Genomic DNA, 11,090 nt, shown 5'->3' on the forward strand with positions numbered 1-11,090 from the left:
CCAGAACTATGCAAGTCTGCTAGCTTGCTAGTACGCGTAGCGCTTGGGCTTGCTTAGTGCTGGAGTATATGATATGTGTCAAGAGGCGCCCTAGCGCCTTGCGGAAGGAGTGTCAACGACTGGAGTTATCAAACTATTTACTTGGCGCGGTGGGCGGAGGCGGAGCGCCACGATCATGTAAGGTAACCTAAAAATAAAAAAGTTCAAGTCTGCCTTTTGGCAAACCTGAACTCTCAATAACTCTATTTTACAAAGATTTCATCGTATACTTTACTTACTTCGTCTTGTGAAACGTCATTTACACTAGAAATCATTTCTACGATCTTTGCTTTATCGTGTCCTTGCTTCGATAATTTTTTGATTGATTTTTCAAGCAGATCTTTCTTTCCTTCTTCTCTTCCTTCTTTTCTAGCATAATATTCACGCGTTAACATTTCTTGTTCGTATGTCATGTAGCTTCCCTTCCTTTCTACACTCTTCTTCAAATTTTCAACTGATGTCTCAATTCTTTGGGTCAGATCGCTAGTAATTAAGCTGCTATTCACATATTCCAAGAAAGCCTTTAGCTTCTCTGACACCCCTGCAAAATCTTTTGCCTTCGCATTTAAAATAACATTGTGTTCCCCAGTATCGATGGTTTTTCCGTTCTCATCTAAGATAAGTCTGGTGGTATAACGTGGTAAACCACTTCCACCGAAATCATAGTCGCAGATAAAGATAACATACGTATCCACTTTCTCCAAGAAAGATTGTCCTTCTGTTAAAGATTGACGAACTAGGTTACTTTGATAGTACGATAATCTTTTACCTAGGTCATGATTATTATTGACCTGCATTTCGATATCATACATGCGTCCCTTATCGTCTTCCACATAAACGTCAAAGCGTACGCCTCGTAGCACACGACTGTCTTTGCGGGTATCTTCGCTTCGGATCTCAACTATTCGTGTGATATTTAGCTCTGGTAAGATAATCTGTAAAATCTCAAGGCAGATGTCCTTATTTTCGGACACTACCCACGCAAATATCACACTATCCTTGAAGCCAGCTTTTTCCCACTTCTTTTCTAGTTCCTCTCTATTCAATTATACAATACCCCTTCCATTCTATAAATATTATAACTTTCTTAGTCTGCTAATTTTCTACGATCCCGATACTAAAATCTTTTCCAACCATAGTAAACTCACATTCCCTATGACAAGAATAAAAGATCTTATAGCGGTCATCAATATATTCCATTGCCTCCAAAAATGTATTGAACTCCCTTTCCTCTGTCAGCTCACCTAGTCCGCTATCTTTGAAATGATAATTGATTATGAACTTCTTCATAAGAGCTCTGCCCCTTTCCTTGTTATTATAGATCACATTTCCTTCAAGTTCATATACGTAAGGACTACGCAAGCCTGCTAGCTTGCTAGCACGCGTAGCGCTTGGGTTTGCGTAGTTCTGGAGTATATGATATGTGCAAAAGGCGTTCTGACGCCTTGCGCAAGGAGCATTAACGACTGAAGTCTAAAATTATTTACTTGGCGCGGTGGGCGGAGGCTGGAGCGCCACGATTTATGAGTACTGACCACCTGACTGAAAAATACCTGGCAATTTGCAAAAAGTGGGAGCATTTTGGTAACAAAAAGGGGGCAAATTGCTCCCACTTTCCACTCAAATACCGTTTTTTACTCTTAGTGGTAGCAGATTGCTCCCAATTCGCTACCATTTTGCTACCACTTTCGTTTTTGGATAATTCCGAACAAGAAAAATGCCCCGCAAGCGCAGGGCAAAGTTTTCATTCAACTCTGTATGTCGCACCATTGTCTCTGATGTCTTCATACATTTTCAAATACTCTTTAGATATATGCTGGGCTTTGTTTTCTAGGAACTTAGCATGTGTCAATTCTAAGGCTTGGTATTCATTAGCCTTGATATTGGCTGGTGTGATCTTCATGTCTATGCACAGCAGGGCTTGCATGAACCACTTGGGATTTTCATCATGTAGTGTCTTCAACGTTTTAACGTAGGTATCAATCAAATTGATAGCAACACTACTTTCAACCATTTCTTCCATACTTTTTCCTAACAGCTTTTTATAGTGTTTAGTTGGTACTCGAGTCTCTTGATAGCAGTATGTCATGTCTGTTATCTTTTGCGCCATTTTATTGAGCGACAACTTAGTAAATTCATCAAAATATGTCTTCATTTTTCACACGTCCTTTCTATGCAATTCGGTTAAGCTTTTTATCGACCTTGATCGTGCCAAATTCAGAGTATTCGGGTCTAGCTATATTGTATACGTACGCATAAACATAGCCTTCTTGAGCAGACTCTATATCTGCTTGATACCTATCAGTGTCGTCCAATACAACTAAAATACTGACCAATCCTTTTGTGCGAAGTGCACAATATGCGTATGCACCACGTTCTTCCAATTCTTTAGCAACATTAGGGTGGTTAGCCTTCAAAAAATATTGTAAGACTTCAACTTCAATACCAATATCTACCGAGAACCCTAGAACACTTTCTAAAATTTTTTCAGCTTGTACCCGTTTTTCTTCTACACTAGCCATAGTTAATTACCAACTTTCCTTGTATTATTGCGTGTCATGCACGTCACATTTTCTCCAAGTTCATAGTTGGAAGGCTCGCACAAGTCTGTTAGCTAACACGCAAAGCGCTTGGACTTGTGTGAGCCTTTCAACTATGAAATGTGCCAAAAAGCGTTTTAACGCTTTGCGGAAGGCAGCTTTAGCAACTGGAGTACCATACTCGTTTTAAGCGCGGTGGGCGGAGGCGGAGCGCAACTAACCTATAAGCAAAAATAAAAAACTTGAGCAGCTCTACAGCCTGACTCAAGTCTTTAATCTAACTAAAAGTAAATGATTCCTCATCAAATTTGGTAAATCTATGTCTCCCGGCTATCGTTTCCCAATAATCTGTTTCCCACTCCTCACAAAATTGTGTATTAGATAATTGCGAAACATATCCGTCTTCAAGCAATAAATGGCGCACTCTTGCATAATCTGAACCTAAGTCATAGACACACTCTGTACTCACACAATAGATTCCATCAGCTTCAATCTCAATATCATCAACATCAAAGCCTGATTTATTAGCAAACAACCACTCTCCAGACACTAAAAAACTTTCCTCGCACGTAGTCTTGAGCCGCTTTTCTAGCGTCATAGTTTTACTCTCAATCTCTTTAGTTACAAAATCATAGCTGGAAAATGTCACGATTTCTCTATTCAATTTTGCTATGATATAGTCTACACTTTTACTCATCATATCTACCTCCATCCGTCATTGATTGGTGACATTTTCTTTAGGCTCATATCCATAAGATCGATACAAGGCTGTTAGCTTGCTAACACATGTAATGCTCGGCCTTGTAGAGATTTTATGGATATGATATTCAAAAGGCGTCTTGATGCCTTGCGAAAGGAAGTATTAACGACTGAAGGTCTATCATACTTTTTGCGCGGTGGCTGGTGGCGGAGCGCTATTTTAGTCAGCAAAATATAATATTCACCCTAAATTTTTGCTTAAGGTAAATGTACATGCTATCATTCTAATATACACCAAAAAGCTCACAGCTATACTTTGGCGAGTCACTGCGAGCTATTATCTCAATTTGGATCAATACATTGAAGAATAAGTCGATTATTAACTACTACGCTTTAATCAATTATTTCTTGATATCACTCTTTTTAACTTTCGGATCAGAATTATTAAATAATTTGTAATATGCCCCTGATAATCATTGATGTAAAGCATTAATCTAACAATAGTGTAGAGTGGTAAAAATATCCAAAAACTATTTTTAAAAAAGGCAAAATTGATTATAACTTGCCTAGAGCTATATAGTAAGCTTAAAATCGTCAATAATCCAATGTATGTAAAATACGTTGTTATTAAATTGATTACAATAGGGCACATAACTTTTATATATTTTATGATTATTTTCATGGTACATCTCCTATCAAATTTTTATACCTTTAATATATATCATTTCTATATTTTGCAATTTTTAGGGATAAATTATTAAGTCATTTATCCCTAAAAATGGTAATGTTACAACCAAAAAAAGGAGGCCGTGAAACCGATACTTTATAACTATAAAAGATGACTTCAAGCTCCTTATTCGGAATTTGAAGTCATCTTTTAGTTATGTCACAGCCTCGTCTTTTATTTATGCCATGAAATTGTTCAATTTATGATCAGATTTATACTAACATTATCTCAACGTGCGACCGTGTTTTTCAACAAGTCGGTCCAGTTTTCCCGATGCCCTGACAAGTCTCTCTAGTTGTTTATCCATGAATTTTTGCTGTAAATGAATAAACAGTGCTCGTAACCTCATGTTCCGAGTTAAAATGGCAATACGCACAGAAAGAAATTTTTTCATCATATACTGTCTTCCTTCTACATTCTAAACCCTTTGAATCCAGCTGAAAGCCGCTTTTGAGACTTTTCGTCTATCTTCTCGTCGCTATCCGGCTGTTTTTCTGCAATTTCTCCATAGAGAGCTTTGGGGACTTTTTCAGATGGAACTGCCCCTATTTGTTGCTCGACTAGTCGCTTTAGATACTCTGATTGATTTTCTCCCAGGGACTCTAGAAAGTCATTGATTCTGCGGTCGCGTGGCGTATCGTACAATCTAAAACTGATCTGCTTTAGCTGCCTTTTCTTGCCCTTCATCGTCAATCACCAACTTCTGTCAGCCCGTATTTGTAAAAGCCACGTACGTTTGCAAGCTCTGCATCTGTTACGAAAACTACTTTTTCAAACGTATCTTTGACCATATCTTGATCAATGATATTTGACGTTCCCCCGGTCACGATCAAAGTATCGATACTCTTGATATCTTTGAATGTACTTCGTAAATTACTGATCAAACGTGCGCTGAAACTTCTGATCTCTTGTTCAACGATATCTGTGATGTCTAAGATATTATTCTTAGAGAATCGATAAGAAAACTGCTTATCATTGATGCCAGCGCGAACCAGCTTTTCAATTTGATATAAACTAACGTTATCTTGGATCCGACTTGCGATCGATTCATAGAGATCGTTCGCCCCGGTCGAATATTGCTTCCGGGCCTTTTTGTCAAATTCAAGATTCATTAACGTATCGATCAATACTGTTCCACCACCAATATCAATGATCCCAACACGTTCATCTAACAATTCTTCTTTTACCAGGTTACCTTCATTGTCCAATAAAACGTCATAGAATGTCCCTATTGGCTGCGGGACGATCATAACCGTTTCAACCTTGACATTGAAAGTTTGTCCATCGATGTCTACCTGATGCTGCCCCTTTAGAACTGTGGCCAACGTTTTTAGCTGTTCTTGATTGTTATAGTCCTCAGTAGGAACACCAGCAACTACTGCAACCTGCATGATTTCTTTTTTAGCACTCTCAAAATCAGTGGCCAAAAGTCCGATCGCAAAATTAGCAAGTAATTTGAAGGCATGGTTACTATAGCGATCGCGATACATTAGGGTGTCTTGCAAGTAATCATCTAATCTCAAATTGACCAGGTCTTTACCCCAGGCCCAGCTTTGATCGTCAAAAGGCGTCTTAAACATTTGGATATCACGCTTGATACCTAAATTACCTAATGCGCCTAGTTGCTGTGGTAGGTCGTTGCCATTCAAAATCTGTGATGGCAAAACGTATTCTGCCTTACTGCTTTTTAGTTTTGTTTGCTTGTTTCCTAAGTCTAAAGAAAAGATTTCCATAATATTTCTCTCCATTCACGTTATTTATCGAGCTCATCAGAATCAGCCTTATTTCTGTAATGCCTAATGATTGTGAGAATTCGTTCAACAATTCTTTGAGGTAGTCGCTCAAATAGTCTTATTGTCATGTAAGCTAATCCTTCTACACTACCTTTCAGTGCAATAACATCTTCACCTGGATCTTTAATTTTGCTATTAATAGCAATCAAGATGACGTTGTCATATCCTACTTTTTCTAGTGTTTCTAAGGTTGCAGCTGTAATATTTTCAAGTACTTCTTGTTGTTCATTTTTGCCCATATTTGTTTTCTTCCTCTTCCGTTAGCATGAATTCCTTGATATCTTCGCTTTGATTGATGTCCTCCATCAATTCCATAGATTTCTTCAAACTGTCGAAAAATACCTCTTCTTCTAACCCGCTCGTTTGCTTAATCCGCAACAGAATAAGCACGATCGATTCCATAGCTTTCAGTGGGTCTTCGTTATTTGTGACAACAAAAGGAGCGTTAGTACTGTTGTAAGTACCTACTAAGGCATTCAAGGTAACGCCATATTTCTCCATTTCTGACACGTAGGCTAAAAGTTTTTTTGCTACTTGTTCATCACTCAATTGTTTTGTGTTCTTTTTTGATTTCTTAACGAATTTTGAATGTTTATGTTTCATGATAAGGATCTCCTTGTTATTTATAGTATTTGTTACAATGGTGAATTCGTAACATTTCTACAGTATCATCTGTAGTATCCTTGAATAGCTTTTCTAGCTCATTATCCATAGCGACTTCATCTCGCTTAGCCAAATTTGCGAAATATCTTGTACAGTGTATGTGGGGAAAACTCTAAGTCAGTGTACCCATACTCAGCCAAAATACGATCTACGACCTCCGGCGAGAAACGATCACGTTTTTTATTCGTCATATCATGGATACTTATTGTAAAACCTCCATCTTCATCATACTTTGTATACGTATCATCGAATGCATCTGCATTCACTAGCGCTTCTTGAATATCCCTATGGCTCTTGTAGAACTCTCTAGCAGCCTCATATTCTTTGCGTGCGATTTCTTCGTCCGTTGGGGCTGGTTTCATGTCTTTTTCTCCATGTCTTAGTTTGTACTCAAAAGCACGATATGCGTTATCTTTTGAGTGGTAGCCCCAGCCATTGGCCGTGTCTAGGATCTCACCGCTTTCGTTGTCTATTACGATATAGCGGTCGTCCTCCATTTCACGAGATAAACTTGCTGAATAAACAGCTTCATAATTTTTTTCTGTCATTTTATAAACTTCCTTCCTAATAATTTTTTGCGCTTTCACTTGATTTAGCAGATTTTTGTGTTGTTGCCTCATTTTTTTCATTGATCAACATGATATTTTCTGAGCCAGAATAGTATAATGTACCATCTGTAGTTGTTACTCGAATATTATTAGCTTGATCGTCTCTTGACCATTCCTTTACCTTGACCTTCTTCACAGTACCGTCCATCATCTTGATCTCAGCCTCTTTGAATTCATATTCTGTCCCCCAGATATCTTTATTACCCGCACAGCCAGATAATGTGAAGGTAGTCAACAACAATGCTGCAATAGCTAACTTCTTCATAACTCTTCCAGAGCCTCCTCGACGATCACTCATTTTCCCCATCTCCTTCCAAATCAGCCAACCTAATAGCCAGTCGCTTGATTTCTTCAAGTTGAGCTGCTAATTTCTCGTAAGCCGGGTGACGTGCAGAGATATTGTGGATCTTCATCGCATTCATGATTTCCACTGGAGATACGTACTCCGTAACAATGTTAACAAATTTTTCACCCTCTAACTCTAAAAGGATATCAGTATCCTTAATATCGATAACAAGTTTTCCGCCTTGATAAGTTACCTGGGAACACTCGATATACTCATTGATAGCCGCAGCTGATACTTCAGTTAACAGCATATCTTCCAAAATCATTTTTACATCACTACCGTTATAAACATGAATGTTTTCATATTTTCGACCAATATCCAATGCTAAATCGTCGATTCGTGTCAAAATGTTCTTCTTGCGTAAATTTTCCATATTTTTCTTCCTCCTAATCAGCAAATTTCTTGTTGAATAAGCGATTTCCATATTTGACCGCTTCGCCATGCAGTACCTCAAATACTGCAATTAAAAATGGGGCAAGGGTCAGATACACTGTCGCTTTGAATCCTAGCGACCAGCCCAAAATCAGATACAAATACAGTGCTCGAAAGAAAATGATCAGCCAAGCAAATGTATTTGCATAACTACATAATCGTAGTAGCATAGCCGCCTTATTGCGATAAAATGGTTGTTTATTTTTCATAAGAATCCAGCTCCTTTGCTCTGTAATGATAGGTTACATTTTCTTAGAGTTCATATACAGAATAACTGTGCAACTCTGCTAGCTTGCTAGCACGCGAAGCGCTTGGGGTTGCACTGTTATGGAGTATATGACATGTACCAAAAGGCGCCCTAGCGCCTTGCGGAAGGAGCATTAGCGACTGAAGTCATAAAAAATACAATACCTTGGCGCGGTGGGCGGAGGCTGGAGCGCCACGATTTGTTACACATTACCACTAACCAAAATTCTTTACAAAAAAGTGGTAGCAAAATGGTAACAATTCGCTACCACTTTGGGTCTCTAAACTAGAATGGGAGCAAAGTGGGAGCATTTTGGTAGCAAAAAGGGAGCAAAATGCTCCCAATTTGCTACCATTTTTACTTTTTTCTAGATATAATTTACAAAGTGGAAGCAATTTGCTACCATTTTACAAGAGACTGTCCCATAGTCGGACAGAAACCTGAAAGGAAAGAATAATATGTCACTACCTACCTACCTACCTACCTACCTACCTACCTACCTACCTACCTACCTACCTACCTACCTACCTTAATTGTTTAGGCCTGCGTTCCATTGTCAAGCCTAGTTTTGCGACCCCACTATTAACCAATAGTGGGCTATTTCTCGTGTCGCCACAAAAGGTGGTGCTCTGAGCCTATGAAGAAGAATAATAATGTTTTTCCTAAGGATTTGACCAACACTATTCATCTTGGCGATGCGATCGATACTTTGAAAACATTGCCCGACAATTCCGTAGATATGATATTTGCTGATCCTCCCTACAACATGCAGATCGAAGGAACGTTGAAACGGACTGACGGAACAAATTTTGATGGTATTGAAGGCAATAAATGGGACGAATTCGACAGTCTACAACACTATCGTGAATTTACCTACGCCTGGTTGAAAGAGGCTAAGCGAGTTCTAAAAAAAGATGTCTCATCTCTTTGGGTGATCGGTTCATTTCAAAATATTTATGTAGTAGGTAGCATTCTACAAGACTTAGGATATTGGTTGATCAACGATATTGTTTGGTCAAAAACAAATCCTACTCCCAACTTTATGGGAACTAAATTTACCAACCGGCAAGAGACCTTATTGTGGGCAACACCAGCAAAGAATACCAAATACAAATTCAACTATAAGACAATGAAAGCCCTAAATGGTGGAAAACAAATGACCAGTGTCTGGGATATTCCAGTTTCAAGTGGGCGTGAACGTATCAAAGATGACAATGGCAATAAGTTGCACCCTACACAAAAGCCAGAAAAGTTACTTTATAACGTGATAGTTTCGTCTAGCTCTGAAGGAGACTTGATCCTTGACCCTTTTATGGGATCTGGGACGACTGGAGCTATGGCTAAAAGACTTGGCCGAAACTTCTTTGGAATCGAGCGCGACGAGCACTACCGGGATTTTGCTCTAAAACGGATCTCAAGTGAAATCACTATTCAAGACGATTTTACCAAGGCGACATTTGATATAAAGCCCCCACGTGTCAGATTTTGGGATCTGATCGAAGCAAATTACATTTCCAAAGACGAACTTATCTACTTCAAGAAGTCAGATAAAGTGGCCAAGATCTCTACAAAAAAAGAACTCGAGTTTGATGGAGAGCACTATGGGATCTCTAAATTAGGTGGAATATTGGAAGGTAAAAGTACCAATGCGAACGGCTGGATCGTATGGTTTGTAAAAAGGGACAATAAATATGTCTCATTAGACGAAATACGAAGAAAATATCGGCAAAAGGAGTTGGGCTTCTATGGAAAATAGTTATAACAAGATCATGAACGAATATGTTCCATCAGACTTTATCGAATCCACCATCAAGAAGCTCGCCGATACTCCTGAAAGGCTAATAGGTGTCTTACATGCTAACACTTTTGAACTTGGAAGTATTACTTCTTTTGGATACTCTAGGAATAATAGCTTTGGAAATGCGATCGAAGGTGTCTTCAAAGAGATCGTTAGATCGAATGGTTGGACTGCTGAACCTACCAAATACGTACTATCAGAGTATCACCTAAACACACCTCTTCCACCAGGAAAGAAAAGTCTGGCAGTCGATCAGGTATTCTCACATGGAAATACAATTGTATTCATTGAACAAAAAATACGTGATGATCATGACACTTCAAAATGGAGAGGTCAGTGGGACAATTTCTCTTTGAAACTAAGTGCACTTACAGAGATCTATTCTGAAAAAAGAGTTGTCGGTGTTATGTGGATGATCGATGACAATTTTCGACGAAATGAGATCAACTACCAGAAAATGATAGATGGTCTTGATAATGACCTTAGGAGCAATGCTATATTATGTTATGGTGAGAGCATTGATAACGTCTTCAATAACATTGATGGCCAAAAACAAGCATATTTTAGAAAATTTTTTGATTTTCTTGTACAGTGGCACAATGAAAACGTCAAGGTTCCCGAAATGAACTTCGACAAGTTCCCATATGACAGCATTCGTGCATTTGAGAAACTTAACGAAAGACAAGCCTTAAACTTCTTCGGAAATCCAGACATTACAGAACAAGTTTTTCCCATCATTTTTCCGAACAGACAGACACTAAAGATCTATCTGATGATTCTCAAAAAGATTGAGAAACCAAGTCAAAAGGAAAAGCGAATCACTCCTTTAGTGCAAAAATTAGTTGAGAAATATTAGGATTCAGTGGTGGCGATAGGCCACCACTTTTTTGTTCCCAACTAAACACAATTCCAAAAGCGGAAGCATTTTGGTAGCAAAAAGGTAGCAAAATGCTCCCAATTTGCTACCATTTTTACTTTTTTCTAGATATAATTTACAAAGTGGGAGCAATTTGCTACCATTTTACAAGGAGACGTTTTGCGTTGATTGAATTTGAAAGAAAAAGGAAAGAAAAACATGTTAACTGTAAAAATAGATAAAGCAATACCTACAGCCTACAGCCTACAGCCTACAGCCTACAGCCTACAGCCTACAGCCTACAGCCTACAGCCTACAGCCTACAGCCTACAGCCTACAGCC

General features: G+C 38.6%; 15 protein-coding genes. 2 read left to right on the forward strand and 13 right to left on the reverse strand.

Annotated elements, in window-relative coordinates; translation table 11 throughout:
- Positions 1 to 242 precede the first annotated feature (242 nt).
- The 13 genes from LMU01S_RS01840 to LMU01S_RS01900 form a co-directional block, all read right to left on the reverse strand.
- Positions 243 to 1,085: an Rpn family recombination-promoting nuclease/putative transposase gene (locus tag LMU01S_RS01840; RefSeq protein WP_056960491.1), complete on the reverse strand. Its 843-nt coding sequence runs from the start codon at positions 1,083 to 1,085 to the stop codon at positions 243 to 245.
- Between the two features lie 49 nt (positions 1,086 to 1,134).
- Entirely contained in the window at positions 1,135 to 1,329 is a 195-nt protein-coding gene (locus LMU01S_RS01845; protein ID WP_056960489.1) for a hypothetical protein, read from the reverse strand.
- 454 nt (positions 1,330 to 1,783) lie between these two features.
- Positions 1,784 to 2,194, reverse strand: a complete 411-nt coding sequence (locus LMU01S_RS01850) for a hypothetical protein (RefSeq protein WP_056960487.1) — start codon at positions 2,192 to 2,194, stop codon at positions 1,784 to 1,786.
- Positions 2,195 to 2,210: 16 nt separating this feature from the next.
- Positions 2,211 to 2,561: a hypothetical protein gene (locus LMU01S_RS01855; RefSeq protein ID WP_056960485.1), complete on the reverse strand. Its 351-nt coding sequence runs from the start codon at positions 2,559 to 2,561 to the stop codon at positions 2,211 to 2,213.
- 295 nt (positions 2,562 to 2,856) lie between these two features.
- Entirely contained in the window at positions 2,857 to 3,276 is a 420-nt protein-coding gene (locus LMU01S_RS01860; RefSeq protein ID WP_056960483.1) for a hypothetical protein, read from the reverse strand.
- Between the two features lie 1,140 nt (positions 3,277 to 4,416).
- Positions 4,417 to 4,692 carry a hypothetical protein gene (locus LMU01S_RS01865; RefSeq protein ID WP_056960481.1) on the reverse strand — a complete coding sequence of 92 codons (276 nt, stop codon included), beginning with the start codon at positions 4,690 to 4,692 and terminating at the stop codon, positions 4,417 to 4,419.
- Positions 4,693 to 4,694: 2 nt separating this feature from the next.
- Complete coding sequence (locus tag LMU01S_RS01870; protein WP_056960479.1) at positions 4,695 to 5,738, reverse strand: ParM/StbA family protein; 1,044 nt, start codon at positions 5,736 to 5,738, stop codon at positions 4,695 to 4,697.
- 20 nt (positions 5,739 to 5,758) lie between these two features.
- Positions 5,759 to 6,037 carry a hypothetical protein gene (locus LMU01S_RS01875; RefSeq protein WP_056960478.1) on the reverse strand — a complete coding sequence of 93 codons (279 nt, stop codon included), beginning with the start codon at positions 6,035 to 6,037 and terminating at the stop codon, positions 5,759 to 5,761.
- Positions 6,024 to 6,401 carry a hypothetical protein gene (locus tag LMU01S_RS01880; RefSeq protein WP_056960476.1) on the reverse strand — a complete coding sequence of 126 codons (378 nt, stop codon included), beginning with the start codon at positions 6,399 to 6,401 and terminating at the stop codon, positions 6,024 to 6,026. Before LMU01S_RS01880 ends, LMU01S_RS01875 begins: the two co-directional genes overlap by 14 nt.
- Before the next feature lie 125 nt (positions 6,402 to 6,526).
- Complete coding sequence (locus LMU01S_RS01885; protein ID WP_056960474.1) at positions 6,527 to 7,009, reverse strand: hypothetical protein; 483 nt, start codon at positions 7,007 to 7,009, stop codon at positions 6,527 to 6,529.
- A gap of 16 nt (positions 7,010 to 7,025) precedes the next feature.
- Positions 7,026 to 7,334, reverse strand: a complete 309-nt coding sequence (locus LMU01S_RS01890; protein ID WP_056960473.1) for a hypothetical protein — start codon at positions 7,332 to 7,334, stop codon at positions 7,026 to 7,028.
- A 25-nt stretch (positions 7,335 to 7,359) separates the two neighbouring features.
- A complete protein-coding gene (locus LMU01S_RS01895) occupies positions 7,360 to 7,788 on the reverse strand; it encodes a hypothetical protein (RefSeq protein ID WP_056960471.1) in 429 nt (142 codons plus the stop codon).
- 13 nt (positions 7,789 to 7,801) lie between these two features.
- Entirely contained in the window at positions 7,802 to 8,056 is a 255-nt protein-coding gene (locus LMU01S_RS01900; protein ID WP_056960470.1) for a hypothetical protein, read from the reverse strand.
- A 675-nt stretch (positions 8,057 to 8,731) separates the two neighbouring features.
- Here LMU01S_RS01900 and LMU01S_RS01905 point away from each other — a divergent pair.
- Positions 8,732 to 9,850 (forward strand): DNA-methyltransferase, encoded by a 1,119-nt coding sequence (locus LMU01S_RS01905; protein ID WP_056960468.1) that lies wholly within the window; start codon positions 8,732 to 8,734, stop codon positions 9,848 to 9,850.
- Positions 9,840 to 10,748: a TdeIII family type II restriction endonuclease gene (locus LMU01S_RS01910; protein WP_056960466.1), complete on the forward strand. Its 909-nt coding sequence runs from the start codon at positions 9,840 to 9,842 to the stop codon at positions 10,746 to 10,748. The genes LMU01S_RS01905 and LMU01S_RS01910 overlap by 11 nt, the downstream gene beginning before the upstream one ends.
- The last annotated feature ends 342 nt before the right edge of the window (positions 10,749 to 11,090 follow it).

The sequence above is a fragment of the Ligilactobacillus murinus DSM 20452 = NBRC 14221 genome (assembly GCF_001591685.1).
Lineage (GTDB): Bacteria > Bacillota > Bacilli > Lactobacillales > Lactobacillaceae > Ligilactobacillus > Ligilactobacillus murinus.

Bases quoted from the DNA above. Each gene is read 5' to 3' on its own strand.
- LMU01S_RS01860 (WP_056960483.1), bottom strand. From the start codon at position 3,276: ATGAGTAAAAGTGTAGACTATATCATAGCAAAATTGAATAGAGAAATC.
- LMU01S_RS01850 (WP_056960487.1), bottom strand. From the start codon at position 2,194: ATGAAGACATATTTTGATGAATTTACTAAGTTGTCGCTCAATAAAATG.
- LMU01S_RS01910 (WP_056960466.1), top strand. From the start codon at position 9,840: ATGGAAAATAGTTATAACAAGATCATGAACGAATATGTTCCATCAGAC.
- LMU01S_RS01890 (WP_056960473.1), bottom strand. From the start codon at position 7,334: ATGAAGAAGTTAGCTATTGCAGCATTGTTGTTGACTACCTTCACATTA.
- LMU01S_RS01875 (WP_056960478.1), bottom strand. From the start codon at position 6,037: ATGGGCAAAAATGAACAACAAGAAGTACTTGAAAATATTACAGCTGCA.
- LMU01S_RS01885 (WP_056960474.1), bottom strand. From the start codon at position 7,009: ATGACAGAAAAAAATTATGAAGCTGTTTATTCAGCAAGTTTATCTCGT.
- LMU01S_RS01905 (WP_056960468.1), top strand. From the start codon at position 8,732: ATGAAGAAGAATAATAATGTTTTTCCTAAGGATTTGACCAACACTATT.
- LMU01S_RS01865 (WP_056960481.1), bottom strand. From the start codon at position 4,692: ATGAAGGGCAAGAAAAGGCAGCTAAAGCAGATCAGTTTTAGATTGTAC.
- LMU01S_RS01870 (WP_056960479.1), bottom strand. From the start codon at position 5,738: ATGGAAATCTTTTCTTTAGACTTAGGAAACAAGCAAACAAAACTAAAA.
- LMU01S_RS01895 (WP_056960471.1), bottom strand. From the start codon at position 7,788: ATGGAAAATTTACGCAAGAAGAACATTTTGACACGAATCGACGATTTA.
- LMU01S_RS01845 (WP_056960489.1), bottom strand. From the start codon at position 1,329: ATGAAGAAGTTCATAATCAATTATCATTTCAAAGATAGCGGACTAGGT.
- LMU01S_RS01855 (WP_056960485.1), bottom strand. From the start codon at position 2,561: ATGGCTAGTGTAGAAGAAAAACGGGTACAAGCTGAAAAAATTTTAGAA.
- LMU01S_RS01900 (WP_056960470.1), bottom strand. From the start codon at position 8,056: ATGAAAAATAAACAACCATTTTATCGCAATAAGGCGGCTATGCTACTA.
- LMU01S_RS01880 (WP_056960476.1), bottom strand. From the start codon at position 6,401: ATGAAACATAAACATTCAAAATTCGTTAAGAAATCAAAAAAGAACACA.